Annotated in this window: 17 protein-coding genes and 1 other RNA gene; 12 read left to right on the top strand and 6 right to left on the bottom strand. The window is 60.7% G+C overall.

Going from position 1 to position 16,927, the window contains the following annotated elements; translation table 11 throughout:
- The first annotated feature begins 38 nt into the window (after nt 1–38).
- From ubiD to QCL65_RS24300, 3 genes are all read left to right on the top strand, one after another.
- The gene (gene ubiD / locus QCL65_RS24310) at nt 39–1,505 is read left to right on the top strand and encodes a 4-hydroxy-3-polyprenylbenzoate decarboxylase (protein ID WP_407313436.1); all 1,467 of its coding nucleotides are present in this window, start codon (nt 39–41) and stop codon (nt 1,503–1,505) included.
- Complete coding sequence (locus tag QCL65_RS24305) at nt 1,505–2,473, top strand: CDP-6-deoxy-delta-3,4-glucoseen reductase (protein WP_407313434.1); 969 nt, start codon at nt 1,505–1,507, stop codon at nt 2,471–2,473. Before ubiD ends, QCL65_RS24305 begins: the two co-directional genes overlap by 1 nt.
- 258 nt (nt 2,474–2,731) lie before the next feature.
- Entirely contained in the window at nt 2,732–3,409 is a 678-nt protein-coding gene (locus QCL65_RS24300) for a gamma-glutamylcyclotransferase (RefSeq protein WP_407313432.1), read from the top strand.
- Nucleotides 3,410–3,454: 45 nt separating this feature from the next.
- Here the strand turns inward: QCL65_RS24300 and glpT are convergent, their stop codons facing one another.
- Complete coding sequence (glpT, locus tag QCL65_RS24295) at nt 3,455–4,792, bottom strand: glycerol-3-phosphate transporter (RefSeq protein WP_407313430.1); 1,338 nt, start codon at nt 4,790–4,792, stop codon at nt 3,455–3,457.
- A 304-nt stretch (nt 4,793–5,096) separates the two neighbouring features.
- Between glpT and QCL65_RS24290 the strand changes: the two genes are divergently transcribed.
- From QCL65_RS24290 to QCL65_RS24280, 3 genes are all read left to right on the top strand, one after another.
- The gene (locus QCL65_RS24290; protein ID WP_407313428.1) at nt 5,097–5,822 is read left to right on the top strand and encodes an NAD-dependent epimerase/dehydratase family protein; all 726 of its coding nucleotides are present in this window, start codon (nt 5,097–5,099) and stop codon (nt 5,820–5,822) included.
- Nucleotides 5,823–5,913: 91 nt separating this feature from the next.
- On the top strand, nt 5,914–6,729 hold the full coding sequence (locus tag QCL65_RS24285; RefSeq protein ID WP_407313426.1) for an isocitrate lyase/phosphoenolpyruvate mutase family protein: 816 nt from the start codon (nt 5,914–5,916) through the stop codon (nt 6,727–6,729).
- Nucleotides 6,730–7,037: 308 nt separating this feature from the next.
- Nucleotides 7,038–7,454 carry a flagellar basal body-associated protein FliL gene (locus QCL65_RS24280; RefSeq protein ID WP_407313424.1) on the top strand — a complete coding sequence of 139 codons (417 nt, stop codon included), beginning with the start codon at nt 7,038–7,040 and terminating at the stop codon, nt 7,452–7,454.
- On the opposite strand, the gene QCL65_RS24275 is transcribed toward QCL65_RS24280, so the two are convergent.
- From QCL65_RS24275 to QCL65_RS24255, 5 genes are all read right to left on the bottom strand, one after another.
- Nucleotides 7,448–7,900, bottom strand: coding sequence for an EVE domain-containing protein (locus QCL65_RS24275; protein WP_407313422.1), 453 nt, complete (start codon nt 7,898–7,900; stop codon nt 7,448–7,450). The two genes, QCL65_RS24280 and QCL65_RS24275, sit on opposite strands and share 7 nt — an antisense overlap.
- A 307-nt stretch (nt 7,901–8,207) precedes the next feature.
- Nucleotides 8,208–8,825 (bottom strand): 5-formyltetrahydrofolate cyclo-ligase, encoded by a 618-nt coding sequence (locus QCL65_RS24270; RefSeq protein ID WP_407313420.1) that lies wholly within the window; start codon nt 8,823–8,825, stop codon nt 8,208–8,210.
- Nucleotides 8,826–8,890: 65 nt separating this feature from the next.
- Nucleotides 8,891–9,069, bottom strand: a non-coding RNA gene (ssrS, locus tag QCL65_RS24265) — 6S RNA.
- A 31-nt stretch (nt 9,070–9,100) separates the two neighbouring features.
- On the bottom strand, nt 9,101–9,418 hold the full coding sequence (locus QCL65_RS24260) for a cell division protein ZapA (RefSeq protein WP_407313418.1): 318 nt from the start codon (nt 9,416–9,418) through the stop codon (nt 9,101–9,103).
- The gene (locus QCL65_RS24255) at nt 9,415–9,624 is read right to left on the bottom strand and encodes a TIGR02449 family protein (protein ID WP_407313416.1); all 210 of its coding nucleotides are present in this window, start codon (nt 9,622–9,624) and stop codon (nt 9,415–9,417) included. The genes QCL65_RS24260 and QCL65_RS24255 overlap by 4 nt, the downstream gene beginning before the upstream one ends.
- Nucleotides 9,625–9,779: 155 nt before the next feature.
- Here QCL65_RS24255 and QCL65_RS24250 point away from each other — a divergent pair, with 155 nt between their 5' ends.
- The 6 genes from QCL65_RS24250 (at nt 9,780) to QCL65_RS24225 (ending at nt 16,911) form a co-directional block, all read left to right on the top strand.
- Complete coding sequence (locus QCL65_RS24250; RefSeq protein WP_407313414.1) at nt 9,780–10,334, top strand: YecA family protein; 555 nt, start codon at nt 9,780–9,782, stop codon at nt 10,332–10,334.
- A gap of 27 nt (nt 10,335–10,361) precedes the next feature.
- Nucleotides 10,362–11,696 (top strand): Xaa-Pro aminopeptidase, encoded by a 1,335-nt coding sequence (gene pepP / locus QCL65_RS24245; RefSeq protein WP_407313412.1) that lies wholly within the window; start codon nt 10,362–10,364, stop codon nt 11,694–11,696.
- The gene (gene ubiH, locus QCL65_RS24240; protein ID WP_407313410.1) at nt 11,693–12,886 is read left to right on the top strand and encodes a 2-octaprenyl-6-methoxyphenyl hydroxylase; all 1,194 of its coding nucleotides are present in this window, start codon (nt 11,693–11,695) and stop codon (nt 12,884–12,886) included. The genes pepP and ubiH overlap by 4 nt, the downstream gene beginning before the upstream one ends.
- 51 nt (nt 12,887–12,937) lie before the next feature.
- Entirely contained in the window at nt 12,938–14,161 is a 1,224-nt protein-coding gene (locus QCL65_RS24235; RefSeq protein ID WP_407313408.1) for a 2-octaprenyl-3-methyl-6-methoxy-1,4-benzoquinol hydroxylase, read from the top strand.
- Nucleotides 14,162–14,264: 103 nt separating this feature from the next.
- Entirely contained in the window at nt 14,265–15,275 is a 1,011-nt protein-coding gene (locus QCL65_RS24230) for an extracellular solute-binding protein (RefSeq protein WP_407313406.1), read from the top strand.
- A 70-nt stretch (nt 15,276–15,345) separates the two neighbouring features.
- Complete coding sequence (locus tag QCL65_RS24225) at nt 15,346–16,911, top strand: ABC transporter permease (protein WP_407317007.1); 1,566 nt, start codon at nt 15,346–15,348, stop codon at nt 16,909–16,911.
- Nucleotides 16,912–16,927 lie beyond the last annotated feature (16 nt).

Here is a 16,927-nt window from a genome sequence, read left to right as displayed (position 1 = left end):
GGGTACACTGCCAACCCCGGCGAACACGAGGCTCATTCATGCAATATCGCGATTTGCGCGACTTCATTCGCGGCCTGGAAGCACGTGGCGAACTCAAACGTATTCAGGTACCCATCTCTCCGATTCTGGAAATGACCGAGGTGTGCGACCGCACGTTGCGGGCCAAGGGCCCGGCGCTGCTGTTCGAAAAGCCGACCGGCTTCGATATTCCGGTGCTCGGCAACCTGTTTGGCACACCGCAGCGTGTCGCGTTGGGCATGGGCGCCGAAGCCGTCAGCGAGTTGCGCGAAATCGGCAAATTGCTCGCGTTTTTAAAAGAGCCCGAGCCGCCCAAGGGCCTCAAGGACGCCTGGTCCAAGCTGCCCATTTTCAAAAAGATCATTTCCATGGCCCCCAAGGTGGTCAAGGATGGGCCGTGCCAGGAAGTCGTGGTCGAAGGCGAAGATGTCGACCTGGGCTCGCTGCCGGTCCAGCACTGCTGGCCGGGCGATGTTGCGCCCCTGATCACGTGGGGCTTGACCGTCACCAAAGGGCCGAACAAAGAGCGCCAGAACCTGGGTATCTACCGCCAGCAGGTGATCGGCCGCAACAAGGTGATCATGCGTTGGCTGAGCCATCGCGGTGGCGCGCTGGATTACCGCGACTGGTGCGAGAAGCACCCTGGCCAGCCATTTCCGGTGGCCGTGGCGCTTGGCGCTGACCCCGCGACCATCCTTGGCGCGGTGACGCCGGTGCCCGACAGCTTGTCCGAATACGCCTTCGCAGGTCTGTTGCGGGGCAATCGTACCGAGTTGGTGAAGTGCCGCGGCAGCGACCTGCAGGTGCCGGCCACAGCGGAGATCATCCTCGAAGGGGTGATCCACCCGGGTGAAATGGCGCCCGAAGGGCCCTACGGCGATCACACCGGCTACTACAACGAAGTCGACAGTTTTCCCGTATTCACCGTGCAGCGCATGACGCACCGGGTCAAACCTATCTACCACAGCACCTACACCGGCCGGCCGCCGGATGAGCCGGCGATTCTGGGGGTTGCATTGAACGAAGTGTTCGTGCCGATCCTCCAAAAGCAGTTCCCGGAAATCACTGACTTCTACCTGCCACCGGAAGGTTGTTCCTACCGCATGGCGATCGTTACCATGAAGAAACAATACCCAGGGCATGCCAAGCGGGTGATGCTCGGGGTCTGGTCATTTTTGCGTCAGTTCATGTACACCAAATTCGTGATCGTGACGGACGACGACATCAATGCCCGAGACTGGAACGACGTGATCTGGGCGATCACCACGCGCATGGACCCCAAACGCGATACGGTGATGATCGACAACACACCCATCGATTACCTGGATTTCGCGTCACCGGTGTCGGGGTTGGGTTCGAAAATGGGCTTGGACGCCACCCATAAATGGCCCGGTGAAACTACTCGCGAGTGGGGCCGGGTGATCGTCAAGGACGAGGCGGTAACGCGCCGTATCGATGAACTGTGGAACCAGCTGGGAATAGACTGATGCGTGTGACCTTGCAGCCAAGCGGCGCGGTGCTGGAAACCTTGCCGGGCGAGCGAATTCTGGCGGCTGCCCAGCGCCTGGGCTATGAGTGCCCGCAGAGCTGCCGCAACGGCAATTGCCACGTGTGCTCGGCGTTGTTGGTGACTGGCCGGGTGCAGCAGGGCGGCGAAGTGCTCGATCACGGCGAGGTGTACACCTGCATCGCCGAGCCTCTGGAGCCCTGCGAGCTGCTCTGGGACGGCGTGCTGGCCTTGGGCGAGCTGCCGGTGCGTAGCCTGGCGTGCCAGGTCAGCGAATGCGTCGAGGTGGGCGGCGATGTCTGGCGGGTGCGCTTGCGGGCGCCGGCTGGCAAGGCGCCGCGCTATCACGCAGGGCAGTATTTGATGATCGAGCGGGACAATGGCGAAAAGTCGGCGTTCTCCTTGGCCTCGGCCCCGCATTCGGGCCGCGAGCTGGAAATGCACGTGCTGGTCCGTGAGGCCAGCGCGCAAAGCCTCTTGGCCCAGTTGCAGCGCGACGGTATGGCACGGGTGCACTTGCCCTATGGCGATACACACCTGGCCGAACTACCAGCGGGGCCGTTGGTGCTGATCGCGGCAGGCACCGGAATGGCGCAGATGCACAGCCTGATCGAAGAGTGCCGGGCCCGCGGTTTTGCGTATCCGGTGCACCTCTATTGGGGTGCGCGGCGCCCTGAAGATTTTTACCAGATCGAGCAGTGGGAACAGTGGGCGCAGATTCCCAACCTGCACCTGCATAAAGTGGTCAGCGACCTGTGTGGTTGGGAAGGGCGCTGCGGGCTGTTACACGAGGCCATTTGTGAGGACATGGCTGATCTGTCCAGTGTGTACGTGTATGCCAGCGGCTCGCCGAATATGGTCTATGCCACCCTCGATGCCCTGGTCGCCGCCGGTATGAGCGCCCACCAAATGCGCGCCGATGTGTTTGCCTATGCGCCGCGCTCATGAGCCCCGCTCTTGAGCCGCGATCTTGAGCCCATTGCCTCACTTTGCCGATAGCTGGGGCGCAAGCGTTTAACTTTGGTGCGTCAGCTAACGCCCTGTGCAACTTCGGGGCGTTATAACCAATCAAAACTTTAGCGATTATAAGCAAAATAAAAAACTTGTTTTCCCGGTGCCATCTGCCGTACGGTATAAATAGATATTGGCTTATCGGTTAGAGTGAGTTCGCACTTGTGAATTCACGGGGAATACAGGCGACTGCTTATGTCGGCTATCGAAATTGCAGACTTGAATGTTATCTACCCGCCCACGCTTGACCTCGGGCCGCAGCTGACCCACGAGCAACTGCTCCACTCGCTGGATAAAACCATGCGTCGCCACAAAGGCGGCCCGGTTTGGTTGTTCGCCTACGGCTCGCTCATCTGGCGCCCCGAATGCACCGCTGTGGAGCGCCGCCGCGCGCGGGTACATGGTTATCACCGCGGGCTTTATCTGTGGTCCCATGAGCATCGCGGCACGCCGGAGTGCCCTGGCCTGGTGTTTGGGCTGGACCGCGGCGGCTCCTGCAGCGGCTTTGCTTATCGCTTGCCGGAAGACCAGCTCGAAGATTCCTTGCTGGCCTTGTGGAAGCGCGAGATGCCGTACCCCTCTTATCGCCCCCACTGGCTGAACTGCCGGCTTGAAGACGGCACCAAGGTTCAGGCCCTAGGCTTTGTCCTGGAGCGGCATTTACCCAGCTACGCCGGCAACTTGCCAGACAACCTGCTGACCCAAGTATTGGCCAGCGCAAGTGGGCGCTTTGGCAGCACTCGGGAATACGTAGAGCAAACCATTAGTGCATTGCGCACCCATGAAATGCCCGACCGTAACTTGGAAGCGCGTATCAAACGCTGTCATTCCACCACAGGGTGCCCGGGTGAATCGGGTATGGAACTCACTTAATAACGTACGCGTGCTTGTTATTAAGTGAGTGGGTTGTTTATTAAGTTAGCGCGCGTTACTGACCTGGTGCTTGTGCCACAGCGTAGGCACTAAGAACGCAATGGCCAACAGACAAGCACCGATCAATAAGACAAACCCGCCGTCCCAACCAAAGTGGTCAACGGTGTAGCCCATTGCCGCACTGGCAGCGACCGAACCGCCCAGGTAACCGAACAAACCGGTAAAACCAGCGGCCGTGCCGGCAGCTTTCTTCGGTGCCAACTCCAAGGCTTGCAGGCCGATCAGCATGACCGGCCCGTAAATCAGGAAGCCGATAGAGAACAGCGCGATCAAGTCCACAGTCGGGTTGCCCGGTGGGTTAAGCCAGTACACCAGGGTGGCCACTGTGACCAACGCCATAAACACCACCCCGGTCAAGCCCCGGTTGCCGCGAAAGACTTTGTCCGACATCCAGCCGCATAACAGCGTACCGGGGATCCCTGCCCACTCATAAAAGAAGTAAGCCCAGGAAGTCGTGTCCACCGTAAAGTGCTTGGCTTCTTTCAAATAGGTGGGCGCCCAATCCAGTACGCCATAGCGCAGCAGGTAAACAAATACGTTAGCCAGGGCGATGTACCAGAGCATCTTATTGCGCAGTACATACTTGATGAAGATTTCCTTGGTGCTGAATTCTTCTTCGTGGCTGGCGTCGTAGCCGGCCGGGTAGTCATTGCGGTATTCCTCTACCGGCGGCAGGCCAACCGACTGCGGGGTGTCGCGCATGGTCATAAAGGCAAACAGTGCCACCAGCAATGCCACAGCGGCAGGTACATAGAACGCAGCGTGCCAGTCGTTGAACAGGCCCATGCCCAGCAGAAACAATGGGCCGATCAGGCCACCGCCGACGTTGTGGGCGACGTTCCACACAGACACCACTCCACCACGCTCTTTCTGCGACCACCAGTGCACCATGGTGCGCCCGCTCGGCGGCCAGCCCATGCCTTGGGCCCAACCGTTGATAAAGAGCAGAATAAACATCATGGTCACACTGGACGTGGCCCAAGGCGCGAAACCGAAGATAAACATCACCCCGGCCGAGACCAGCAAGCCAAAGGGCAGAAAGTAGCGCGGGTTGGAGCGGTCCGACACCAGCCCCATGAGGAATTTCGACAAGCCGTAGGCAATCGCGATTGCTGACATCGCCACACCCAGTTGACCTCGGGTATAGCCCTCGTCGATCAGGTACGGCATGGCCAGGGAGAAGTTTTTGCGCAGCAGGTAGTAACCCGCATAGCCAATGAAGATACCGGCGAAAATCTGCCAGCGCAGGCGGCGGTAGGTTGAATCGATTTGCTCGGCGGGCAGGCGCGCGCGATGGGGCGCGGGGCGGAAGAAGGCAAACATTGGGCAGACTCCGGTCTTATTTTTATAGTTCGAATGCGAATATTACATTTTCATTACAGAAAGGCAAAAGATCGGGGGCAAGCGGAGCGCCGCCCGGCCCCCTCCTACCCACACCAAATCTGATATGCCGCGGCCGGTTCAACGATGCGTGGTGCGGCGGCAGCCAGGTAGTCCAGGTCACTGCACTCTTGTCACGATCTGTTTTATGCGTTTTGGCTCCTAGGGGAAGCGGCTAAGATGCTTGAGCGAAGTCTTGGTCTTCGGCCTGCTTGCGTCCCAAAGAAACCTCAAGGAGATGAGTGCAATGTCGCGTAAAGTTTTTGTACCCGGCGCATCCGGTGTAATCGGCAGAGCGCTGCTCAAGCTCTTGGTGGCTGCGGACTACCGCGTATATGGCGCTACCCGTCGCGCCGAAAAAGTGAAGGACATTGAGGCCGCAGGTGCTACGGCAGTAGTGGTCGATGTCTATGACGCCGAGCGTTTGAACGAAGAGTTGGTCCGCATACAGCCATGGGCTGTTATTCATCAACTGACAGATCTGCCCCGTGGCCTAAGTCCCGAATTGATGGCAAAAGCAGTCGAGAACAACGCACGTATCCGTACAGAAGGAACGCGTAATCTGGTAGCCGCCGCTCGAGCTGCTGGCGTTACCCGTCTGATAGCTCAAAGCATCGCCTGGGCCTACCGTCCAGGCGACACCCCTTATCTCGAAACCTCTCCTCTGGACCTGGAGGCACAAGGCAGCCGTGGCATAAGCGTGGGGGGTGTGGCGGCCTTGGAAAAGCAAGTGCTGAGCGAGCCTACATTGAACGCAACCGTCTTGCGCTATGGCCAGTTATACGGGCCCGACACTGGCACTGACGAGCCGACGGGCCCCAGCCCGGTGCACGTAGAAGCCGCTGCACGCGCCACGCTGCTAGCGTTGCAAACAGAGCAAAGTGGTATTTTCAATATCACTCAGGACAGCCCCACCGTCAGCAACGAAAAAGCCAAGCGCCTATTGGGGTGGTCTCCTAGCGTGGACGCTTGACGATTTAACGCAGCTACTCCGAAGGCAGGCTTTCTATCTCCAGTCGCTTGCCTGCGGTCATTAGGTGGCAAATTTCAGACAGGAAAGTGTTATGAAATCACGGGACGATAATTTTCATGAGTTACACAACCATGGTCTTTTGATCCTGGCCAATGTCAGCGATGCAGGCGGGGCAAAAGTCGTAGAGTCATTGGGGGCCGCCGCGATTGCCACCAGCAGTGCGGGCATGGCGTGGGCGCAGGGTTATGCAGATGGCAACCAACTGCCCCTTACGCGGCTGGCGGCCAGCGTTGAATCTATGACGCGAATACTGCGCGTCCCCCTGACCGTAGACATTGAGGCAGGTTACTCCGACGATCTCCAGCACGTCGCCAGCGTTGTCGAAACGGTTATCACCGCAGGTGCCGTGGGTATCAACATCGAAGACGGTACCGCATCACCAGAAGTACTTGTGCGCAAAATTGAAGTTGCTCGAGAAGTAGCCAACAAGCATGGCATCAATCTATTCATCAATGCGCGCAGTGATGTCTATCTCAAAAACCTTGTGCCCGCCGCCCAGCGTTTGGATGAAATCATCCGGCGTGCAGCGCTTTACGCACAAGCAGGCGCCAACGGCCTGTTCGCCGCCGGCATGGTCACACCTGCCGAGATTTCCACACTGTGCAACACCTGCACGCTACCGGTGAACCTGCTTGCACGCGATGGGCTGCCTGCACCTGACGATTTGCAGCGCTTAGGCGTAAGACGCCTGAGCGCCGGTTCAAGTATCGCGGAGTTCCTTTACGGAGCGATGGAAGGGCTTGCGCGCTCTTTCATCGAGCGCGGGCAGTTGGATACGCAAGCGCTTACGGGTTTTACGTATGCAAAGTTGAATGGGTTAATGGGGGAGTGTGGAGAGCTAAGCTGACGAAGGGTGTTGGGCTATAGCACCCGAGCTCTTAATCCTCACCAACACCACCCGGCATCACGGTCCGTTTCGTGGTGTCTGGGAAATTTGTGTTTGCAGGATAAAAGATCGGGGGCAAGCCCCCTCCTACTGTAGGAGGGGGCTTGCCCCCGATCTTTTGCGTCGGCCTCTTTTTTCTGCGCTACTGGCCGATAAGCCTGAGTGCGTAGCCTTCGGTCTACGGGCAACCCTTTGCCTGAGGTCTGTGCATAATCTTCGACGGCTGGCCCGCAGCGGCTATGCTCTTGTCATTGTTAAAGGAGTGGATTGTGAAAGCGTGGATCTTACTGTGCATGGCCCTGATGCTCCCGGCCGGGGTAATGGCTAATGAAACACCCAAGGAAGGCGAGGGGGCGGCGCCCACCGTGGCGTATGTGTCGCTGACGCCGCCTTTCGTGGGTAACTTCGCCTTGGATGGCAATTCCAAGCTGCGCGTTTACAAGGCTGACGTTGCTTTGCGCGTGACCGGTGCCGATGCCGTCGCCGCCGTTAAGCGCCAGGACCCGCTGATCCGTAATCAGCTGGTGTCGCTGTTCGTGCAGCAGACTCAGGACTCGATGACGGGCGTGGAGTCTCGCGAGAAGTTGCGCCAAGAAGCACTCAAGCAGGTTCAGCAAGTCATGAACGATGAAGAGGGCAAGCCCATCGTCGAAGATTTACTGTTCAACAACTTTATCGTTCAGTGAGCCAGCTGCAGCACCGCTGACCATTGTTCAGGCGTGACCGGCATAACAGAAAGCCGGCTGCCTTTTTGTACTAGGGCGAGTTCTTCAAGTGCGCTTTGCTGTTTCAACAGGGCCAAGGGTATGACCTTGGCAAAGGTGCGCACGTGTTCCACGGTCACTGCGCTCCAGGGGTTGTTGGTTTCGCAGGCTTTGGGGGCATGGTATGGGCTGTGGGGGTCTAGCGCCGTGGGGTCGGGGTACGCCGCAGCGGTAATGCGGGCAACGCCGGCGATGCCGGGTTCGGGGCAGCTGGAGTGATAAAAGAAGAAAGTATCGCCTAGCGCCATGCTGCGTAAAAAGTTGCGCGCCTGGTAGTTGCGCACGCCGTCCCAGCGCGCGGTTTTTAGCTGGGCGAGCCGCTCGATGGACAGCTCGTCAGGCTCGGACTTCATCAACCAGTGGGCCATGGGTATCGCTCCAGTTAGTGGTAAATCGCAGTGATATGGCAATTTCAATACAAACCGACGGCCGGTTGGCGCCAACGTTTGCTTGGCGCGGCAGCTTGTCGCAGAATGCGGCGATTTTGAGCTTGACGCAGCTGTGCGGCCTATCAAAACCGTCGCTGATATCGTTTCGTGGTTGGCCTTAGGGAGGGCAAATCGATGCGCCGCAAACCGGATTTACTTTGGATTCTCGTTTTTCTGTTCGGCTTGGGTGTCGTCACCACGGGTTATGCCCAGAGTCTCTGGGACAAAAATAGCTACAGCCAAAGTGTTACTCCGGCGGTACAGCAGCGCTAACATACCAGCCGCTATCAGTCACGGTAGCGTCCAGCGGTACGTCCCAGGCGGCCTGCGCCAGCCTGGGCACTTTCTGACACTCATGGGCGAGCCCTAACAGTCGCGGCCCCAGCCAGGTGCTTCGGCGGTTGCGATAGGCCAGGCTGCGGTCATAGAAACCACCGCCCATGCCCAGCCGGCCACCCACTTCGTCGAAGCCCACCAGGGGCATCAACAGCACACTCAAGGCCCAGACCAGCCGTTGCCGGGCAGGCCTGATCACGGGCTCGGGTATGCCGAAGCGGTTAGGCCTGAAGACCTCTCGGGGTGTCACCCGCTGAAACACCATTTTCGTCCGCGGCCAGGCGCTCAGCACCGGCAGGTAGACCCGCTTGCCCCGGCGTTGAGCTGCTTCTGCCAACCAGCGAGGGTCGATCTCGCCATCGTTGGGCAAATACAAGGCCACGTGGCGGGCTCGGCGAAATAATGGGTGCTGCGCCAATTGCCGATAGAGGCCTTGGGCGGCCTGGCGTTGTTGGGCAGGGGAGAGCGCTCGACGCGCTTGGCGAAGCTGGCGGCGTAATGCCTGACGAGATAGGGGGGGTGGTGTCATGGTTGCGGCAGCCTTGATACAGACATCGCCAGCGCCCATGCCAGGCGGCACGAGCAAAAAAGAAGGTGTCCCCCGACGAACCGCTGTCGGTGTAGCCCTTGAACCCGAAAGTTCAAGGTGGAGCTTGCAGGAGGCTTTAAGGCTTTCCGTCTAGCGGACATGCACACCAGCCCCAACGTGCAACCCCCGTGGTTGTGCGTATCGGCTCAGGGACATGACCGACTGGCAAGCACTCCAGGGAACGGGGAGGAGTATACCCGACCCTGTAATAGTTTTCAGCTATGGGGGGAATCTTGGTCACTGGACAGGACTAAATCGACCCGCTCAAGCAGGTCGCGGACCTGTTCGCGGGTAGAGCCATTGACCGTCAAATCAGGGGTTTCCTGCTTGTGTAACAAGTCGTGGGTAATGTTCAGCGCGGCCATCACAGCAATGCGGTCGGCCCCGATGACTTTGCCGCCGCTGCGGATTTCGCGCATCTTGCCGTCCAGGTAGCGGGCAGCACTGACCAGATTACTGCGCTCTTCGGGGGGGCAGATGATGGAATAGTCTTTGTCGAGGATCTGAACAGTGACGCTATTGCTTGAACTCATGAGTCTTGCTCCAAGGCCTTGAGGCGCGAAATCATCGATTCGACCTTACGGCGGGCGATTTCATTTTTTTCAATGAGATGTGCGCGCTCCTCGCGCCAGGATTTTTCCTGAGCTAATAGGAGTCCATTTTGGCGTTTTAGTTGCTCGACGCGCTCAATCAATGCTTCGAGTCGGCCCATCAGTGCTTGCAGGTCGTTGTGGTCCATGGGGTCCTGTGGAGTCAGTGCCGAGAGAGGCGTGCGGCGGTAAGGTGGGGCCGCATTGCACGGAGTTGGCGGCGTCGATGGTCTTGGCGCGCCTGCCGGTGCTAGGATACGAGGCCTTCATTCTAGTCATTGCGCCGCTTGGCGCCTAGTTGCCCATGCCTATTCAAAATTCGCCGTACAATGCTTTCGCCACTCTGCTCACTACGAGCGGCCACCCGGTCTCGCCTGCTGAACTGCACGGCCTATTGTTGGGGCGCAGTTGCGCGGGCGCAGGCTTCGACGTCGACCCCTGGTTGAAAGATGCTCAAGACGTGCTCGAAACGGCGCCGGCAGAGAACATCCGCCAGGCCCTCATTGGCTTGCAAGAGATGGTCAAAGGCGAGTTGACCGGCGACGACATGACCGTAGTACTTCTGCTGCCCGGCGACGATGCGCCGTTGCCTGAGCGCGCCGCTGCTTTGGGCCAATGGTGCCAGGGCTTTCTCACCGGCTTCGGTTTGGCCGCCCGCGATACGGCCCTGAGCAGTGAGGCCATGGAAGTGTTGCAGGACCTGGCCGCCATCGCCCAGGTGCAAGACGCTTTGGAAGAGTCCGAAGACGGCGAAAGCGATTACATGGAGGTGATGGAGTATCTGCGCGTCGCGCCGCTGCTACTGTTCACCGAGTGCGCCAAGCCTGAGCCCGCGGCTGCCAAGCCTTCGTTGCACTGATTTGCCTCAAGGAGGCGCGGTCCGCTGATGATTCATATCCCGAAATCCGAATACGCACGCCGGCGCAAGGCCCTGATGGCGCAGATGGAGCCTAACAGCATCGCCATTCTGCCAGCGGCGGCGGTGATGATCCGTAATCGGGACGTCGAGCACGTCTATCGTCAAGACAGCGACTTCCAATACCTCAGTGGCTTTCCCGAGCCCGAAGCGGTGGTGGTGTTGATTCCCGGTCGCGAGCATGGCCAGTACGTGTTGTTTTGCCGCGAGCGCAACCCCGAGCGCGAGCTATGGGATGGCCTGCGGGCAGGCCAGGAAGGCGCGATTGCCGAATACGGTGCCGACGATGCCTTCCCTATCAGCGATATCGACGACATCCTGCCGGGCCTTATCGAAGGCCGCGAGCGGGTGTACAGCGCCATGGGCAGCAACGCCGAGTTCGACCGCCATTTGATGGAGTGGATCAACACCATCCGCTCCAAGGCCCGCCTGGGCGCACAGCCGCCCAACGAATTCGTGGCCCTGGACCACTTGCTGCATGACATGCGCCTGTATAAATCGGCCGCTGAAGTGAAAGTCATGCGCGAGGCCGCGGCGATTTCCGCGCGCGCCCACGTGCGGGCGATGCAAGCCTGCCGCGCGGGGTTGCACGAATTCAGCCTCGAAGCCGAACTGGACTACGAGTTTCGCAAAGGCGGCGCGCGCATGCCGGCCTACGGCTCCATTGTCGCGGCGGGCCGTAATGCCTGTATCCTGCACTACCAAGAGAACACCGCGCTGCTCAAGGACGGGGACTTGGTACTGATCGACGCCGGTTGTGAGATCGACTGCTATGCCAGTGATATCACCCGCACGTTCCCGGTCAACGGGCGCTTTTCCCCCGAGCAAAAAGCCATTTACGAGCTGGTTCTGCAGGCGCAGGAAGCCGCCTTCGCCGCCATCGGCCCCAATAAGCATTGGAATCAAGCCCATGAGGCCACGGTGCGAGTCATCACCGAAGGCTTGCTCGCCCTCGGGTTGCTGCGCGGTACGCTCGACCAACTGATCCGCGACGAAGCCTACAAACCTTTTTACATGCACCGCGCCGGGCACTGGTTGGGTATGGACGTGCACGACGTTGGCGATTATCGCGTAGGCGGCGAGTGGCGTGTGCTGGAGCCAGGCATGACCCTCACCGTGGAGCCCGGCATCTACATTGCCCCGGACAACCAAAACGTGCCGCGCAAATGGCGCGGGATTGGCGTGCGCATCGAGGATGACGTATTGGTCACCCGCAAAGGTTGCGAAGTGCTCACCGAGGGCGTTCCCAAGAGCGTCGAAGCCATCGAGGCGCTGATGGCCGCTGCCCAGGTGCACGCCGCATGAGCCGCGCAACCTTAGCCATCATTGGTGGCGGCCTGGTAGGGGCGAGCCTGGCCTTGGCCCTACAGGCAGGGGCCAAGGCGCGGGGCTGGCGCATCGTATTGATCGAGCCGTTCGCGCCCGGTGACAGCTACCAGCCCAGTTACGATGCGCGTTCTTCGGCGCTGTCTTTTGGTACCCGGCAAATTTATCAACGGCTAGGGTTGTGGACGTCTATCAGCGAACGCGCCGAAGCCATCCGGCAGATCCACGTCTCCGATCAAGGGCACTTTGGTACAGCGCGGCTCAAAGCAGAGCAAGAGGGCGTGCCGGCCTTGGGGTATGTGGTCGAAAATGCCTGGCTGGGCCAGTGCCTTTGGCAGGGGCTGGACCGCAGTGTAGTGAGCTGGCACTGCCCGGCCGAAGTGACCGCCATGCAGCCCTTGGCCGATGGCTACCGGCTAACGCTGAACGATGGCAGCCACCTGGAGTGCGACCTGGCGGTACTGGCCGATGGCGGCCGCTCGGGCTTGCGCGAGCAGCTCGGGATCACCGTTCGCCAACGGCCCTATGATCAGAGCGCGATCATCGCCAACGTCAGCACCAGTGCTGCCCATGGTGGCCAGGCTTTCGAGCGTTTTACCGAGCAGGGGCCAATGGCCTTGCTGCCATTGCCAGAGCACCGCAGCGCACTGGTCTGGACCCGCAAAGGCATGGACGCACAGCGCCTGCTCGAGCTCAGTGATCAGGCTTTTCTGCGCGAGCTGCAAGGGGTGTTCGGCTATCGCTTGGGGGCCCTGCGCCATGTCGGCGCTCGGCAGTTGTACCCTTTGCTGCTGGTCGAAGCCGAAGAGCAAGTGCGCCCGCATCTGGCGGTGGTGGGCAATGCGGCGCACGCGCTGCACCCGATTGCGGGGCAGGGCTTCAACCTGTCGATGCGCGATGTGCAAGCATTGGCCGAAGCTTTACTGGGCAGCGCTGCCACCCCCGGCGACTTCGCAACGTTACAGGCTTATCGAGAGCGCCAACGCGCCGACCAGGCTTTGACCGTGGGCTTCAGTGATCAGGTGACTCACCTGTTTAGCACTTCAGACCCCTGGGTGGCCGCCGGGCGCAACCTTGGGCTGCTGGGCCTCGACCTGCTGCCGCCCGCCAAGCGCTGGTTCGCCCGCCAGGCCATGGGCTTGGGCACGCGCACTGGCTTGCAAGGCTGAACGATGTACATTAACCCATGGCAGCCGCCACTTTTGAGGCAACCCTAAAGCATGGAAACGCGTGCAGACCTGTTGATCGTCGGTGCCGGAATGGTCGGCAGCGCCCTTGCGCTGGCGCTAAAAGACAGTGGGCTCGACATCGTCCTGCTGGACGGCGGCTCGTTGGACGTAGCGGCCTATGATCCCCAGGCGTCTTTCGAACCCCGGGTCAGCGCGCTGTCGAGTGCGAGCCAGCGCATCCTCGAGCGTCTGGGCGCCTGGCAGGGTATCGCTGCTCGGCGTATCAGCCCGTACTCGGACATGCATGTCTGGGACGGCAGCGGCACGGGCCACGTGCATTTTTCGGCGGCCAGCGTGCACGCCGAAGTGCTGGGGCACATTGTCGAAAACCGCGTGGTCCAGGATGCCTTGGCCGAGCGCCTGCACGACAGCTCGATCCAATTGCTGGCCAATGCGCGCCTGGAGCAGATGCGCCATTCGGGTGACGATTGGCTGCTCACTCTGGCCGATGGCCGCCAATTGCGCGCGCCCCTGGTTATCGCCGCAGACGGCGCTCATTCGGCCGTGCGGCGCCTGACCGGCTGTGCGACCCGCGAGTGGGACTATTTGCACCACGCTATCGTAACCAGTGTGAAGTGCAGCGAGCCGCACCGTGGTACGGCCTGGCAGCGTTTCACCGATGACGGCCCGCTGGCTTTTCTGCCGCTGCTACGTGACGGCCGCCAGGACTGGTGCTCGATCGTCTGGTCAACAACTCAGGTGCAAGCCGAGCGTCTGATGGCCATGGACGATCAAGCGTTCTGCCAGGCCCTGCAAGGCGCGTTCGAAGCACGTCTGGGCACGGTCGAGCAGGTCGACCCGCGGCTCTGCGTACCGCTACGGCAACGCCATGCCAAACAGTACGTGGCCCCGGGCTTGGCCTTGATCGGCGACGCAGCGCACACCATCCACCCATTGGCAGGCCAAGGGGTCAACCTGGGGTTTCTTGACGCCGCAGTGCTGGCTGAAGAGTTGCTGCACAGCCTGGCGCGGGGCGAGCGCTTGGCCGACCTGCGCGTATTGAGCCGCTACGAGCGCCGGCGCATGCCACACAATTTGGCCCTGATGGCCGCCATGGAGGGCTTCGAGCGCCTGTTCCAGGCCGATGCATTGCCCTGGCGCTGGCTGCGCAACACGGGCTTGAAGGGTGTCCAAGGGCTGCCTGCCGCCAAGGCTCTGTTCGTGCGTGAGGCCTTGGGCTTGATCGGCGACCTGCCGGGCCTGGCGAAGCCCTGAGGCATCTGCAACATCTGGTAACTGCTGCAGCTTAACTTGGGTTTGAGCTGCTAAATGGGAGGCACTAACATCCGCCACACATTTACCGTGGCGAGGGTTCCCGATGTTGCCGTGCAAGCCATTGATGGCCGGGCTGGCCTTTTCCCTATCAGGCCTGGCAGCCCTTTCAGCCCAAGCGGCCGACGAAGTGGTGGTGTATTCGTCGCGTATCGACGAACTGATCAAACCCGTGTTCGATGCCTACACCAAAGAAACCGGGGTCAAAGTCAAATTCATCACCGACAAAGAAGCCCCTCTGATGCAGCGCATCAAAGCCGAGGGCGAGAACGCTACGGCTGACCTGCTGCTCACCGTCGATGCGGGCAACCTCTGGCAAGCCGAGCAAATGGGCATCCTGCAGCCGATCAAATCAGCCACCGTCGATGCCAATATCCCTGCCCAGTACCGCGCCGCGTCCCATCAGTGGACAGGCTTAAGCCTGCGTGCCCGCACCATCGCCTATTCCACCACCCGGGTCGAGCCGACCGAGCTCTCGACCTATGAAGCCCTGGCCGACCCGCAGTGGGAAGGGCGTTTGTGCCTGCGCACGGCGAAAAAGGTCTACAACCAGTCGCTGACCGCGACCATGATCGAAACCCATGGCGCGGAGCAAACCGAAAAAGTGCTCAAGGGGTGGGTCAACAACCTGTCCACTGATGTGTTTTCCGACGACAACGCCGTGCTCGAAGCAATCAATGCCGGGCAGTGCGACGTCGGCATCGTCAACACCTACTACTACGGGCGCCTGCACAAGCAGAAGCCAGACCTAGCGGTCAAGTTGTTCTGGCCCAACCAGCTGGACCGAGGGGTGCACGTTAACCTCTCCGGCATCGGCCTGACCCGCTATGCGCCGCACCCACAAGCGGCGATCAAGCTGGTGGAGTGGATGACCGGCGCTGAGGCGCAGAAGATATTCGCGGGCATCAATCAAGAGTTTCCTGCTAACCCTGCGGTCAAGCCTTCCGATGAAGTCGCTAGTTGGGGCCCGTTCAAAGCCGACAGCCTGCCGGTCGAGGTGGCGGGCAAGCGCCAGGCCGAGGCGATCAGGTTGATGGACCGCGCTGGCTGGAACTAGGCGGCCTTCCTTGAGCCAGCCTATCCAGCGCCGCTGGTACCCAATCGCCCTGGCCGTGGCAGCGCTGGTCATGCTCCCGCTGAGCGTGCTGGTGGGGGCTTGGCACAGCATCGACACGCAGATATGGGCCCACTTATGGGCCAACCAGTTGCCCAGGTTGGTGCTCAACACGGGCGTATTGCTGATGGGGGTCGGCGTGGGCGTCACCCTGATAGGTGTCAGCCTGGCGTGGCTCACGAGCCTGTGTGAATTTCCCGGCCGGCGCTGGCTCGACTGGGCCTTGATGCTGCCCTTCGCGATCCCGGCCTATGTCTTGGCGTTCGTCTTTGTCGGCTTGTTGGACTTTGCCGGGCCGCTGCAAAGCCTGTCCCGTGACTGGTTCGGCAGCGCCGTTCGGTGGCCGCGGGTGCGCTCCACCGGGGGTGTCATCATCGTCTTGGTGCTGGTGTTCTACCCTTACGTCTACCTACTCGCGCGCAACGCTTTTCTGGCCCAGGGCAAAGGCTTGATGGAAGCCGCGCGGGCGCTGGGCCAGTCGCCATGGCGCGCGTTCTGGCGGGTGGCGCTGCCCACCGCGCGGCCGGCCATCGGGGCGGGCCTGGCATTGGCGCTGATGGAAACACTGGCAGATTTTGGCGCTGTTTCGGTGTTCAATTTCGACACGTTCACCACCGCGATCTACAAGACCTGGTACGGCTTTTTTAGCTTGTCCAGCGCGGCGCAACTGGCCAGCCTATTGTTACTGGTGGTGGTGCTGGTGCTCTATGGCGAGCGGCGCAGCCGTGGCGTCGTGCGCGGGGCTAACGAGCGGCCGCGGGCGCAGGCCCTCTATCACCTGCGCGGTTGCAAAGCATTTGCCGCCAGCGCCTGGTGCGGCTTGGTATTTGCCTGCGCATTCGTTATTCCGTTGGCACAATTGCTGGTCTGGTTTTTTCAGCGCGGCCGCCTCGATCTGGACGAGCGTTATACCGGGCTGATCCTGCACAGCCTGTACCTGGCCGGGATGGCGGCGTTAATCACCGTCAGCGTTGCGCTGTTGCTGGCCTTTGCCCGGCGCCTGGCACCCACGCCGCTGGTCAACACCAGCGTGGGTCTGGCTAACCTGGGGTACGCGTTGCCGGGTTCGGTGCTGGCCGTGGCCTTGATGCTGGCCTTCAGTTACCTTGATCGGGTACTGGTTATCCCTGTGTCCAGTTGGCTGGGCGGGGCCGGTCGGCCCTTGCTATTGGGTAGCCTGAGCGCGTTGTTGCTGGCTTATCTGGTGCGTTTCATGGCCGTTGCGTATAGCCCGCTGGAGGGCAGCCTGGCTAAGGTTCGTCCGTCGTTGCCCGAGGCTGGGCGCAGCCTGGGCGTCAGCGGCCCGCGGCTGTTTCTGCGGGTCTATGTACCGCTGCTGGTGCCGGGTGCGTTGAGCGCGATGTTGCTGGTGTTCGTCGACGTGCTCAAGGAAATGCCCGCCACCTTACTGATGCGCCCATTTGGCTGGGACACGCTCGCCGTACGGATTTTCGAAATGACCAGCGAAGGCGAATGGGCCCGCGCCTCACTGCCCGCGCTGACCCTGGTGCTGGTGGGTTTGCTGCCGGTCATCGCGTTGATTCAGCGTTCGGCCAGGCCCGTGGGTCGAAGTCGATAAGGCGAGGGTGCCAGCC

The organism is Pseudomonas sp. nanlin1 (genome assembly GCF_045571515.1).
In the GTDB taxonomy this organism is placed as follows: domain Bacteria; phylum Pseudomonadota; class Gammaproteobacteria; order Pseudomonadales; family Pseudomonadaceae; genus Aquipseudomonas.
The sequence above is the reverse complement of the archived record's forward strand: the minus strand, read 5'-3'. Positions and strand labels throughout refer to the sequence as shown.

Excerpts from the sequence above, each read along its gene's own strand:
- ubiH (WP_407313410.1), top strand. The coding sequence starts at position 11,693 with ATGAGCCGCGCAACCTTAGCCATCATTGGTGGCGGCCTGGTAGGGGCG.
- QCL65_RS24305 (WP_407313434.1), top strand. The coding sequence starts at position 1,505 with ATGCGTGTGACCTTGCAGCCAAGCGGCGCGGTGCTGGAAACCTTGCCG.
- QCL65_RS24250 (WP_407313414.1), top strand. The coding sequence starts at position 9,780 with ATGCCTATTCAAAATTCGCCGTACAATGCTTTCGCCACTCTGCTCACT.
- QCL65_RS24230 (WP_407313406.1), top strand. The coding sequence starts at position 14,265 with ATGTTGCCGTGCAAGCCATTGATGGCCGGGCTGGCCTTTTCCCTATCA.
- QCL65_RS24235 (WP_407313408.1), top strand. The coding sequence starts at position 12,938 with ATGGAAACGCGTGCAGACCTGTTGATCGTCGGTGCCGGAATGGTCGGC.
- QCL65_RS24300 (WP_407313432.1), top strand. The coding sequence starts at position 2,732 with ATGTCGGCTATCGAAATTGCAGACTTGAATGTTATCTACCCGCCCACG.
- QCL65_RS24275 (WP_407313422.1), bottom strand. The coding sequence starts at position 7,900 with ATGGCCCACTGGTTGATGAAGTCCGAGCCTGACGAGCTGTCCATCGAG.
- QCL65_RS24290 (WP_407313428.1), top strand. The coding sequence starts at position 5,097 with ATGTCGCGTAAAGTTTTTGTACCCGGCGCATCCGGTGTAATCGGCAGA.
- QCL65_RS24260 (WP_407313418.1), bottom strand. The coding sequence starts at position 9,418 with ATGAGTTCAAGCAATAGCGTCACTGTTCAGATCCTCGACAAAGACTAT.
- QCL65_RS24285 (WP_407313426.1), top strand. The coding sequence starts at position 5,914 with ATGAAATCACGGGACGATAATTTTCATGAGTTACACAACCATGGTCTT.
- glpT (WP_407313430.1), bottom strand. The coding sequence starts at position 4,792 with ATGTTTGCCTTCTTCCGCCCCGCGCCCCATCGCGCGCGCCTGCCCGCC.
- QCL65_RS24255 (WP_407313416.1), bottom strand. The coding sequence starts at position 9,624 with ATGGACCACAACGACCTGCAAGCACTGATGGGCCGACTCGAAGCATTG.
- QCL65_RS24225 (WP_407317007.1), top strand. The coding sequence starts at position 15,346 with ATGCTCCCGCTGAGCGTGCTGGTGGGGGCTTGGCACAGCATCGACACG.
- QCL65_RS24270 (WP_407313420.1), bottom strand. The coding sequence starts at position 8,825 with ATGACACCACCCCCCCTATCTCGTCAGGCATTACGCCGCCAGCTTCGC.
- ubiD (WP_407313436.1), top strand. The coding sequence starts at position 39 with ATGCAATATCGCGATTTGCGCGACTTCATTCGCGGCCTGGAAGCACGT.
- pepP (WP_407313412.1), top strand. The coding sequence starts at position 10,362 with ATGATTCATATCCCGAAATCCGAATACGCACGCCGGCGCAAGGCCCTG.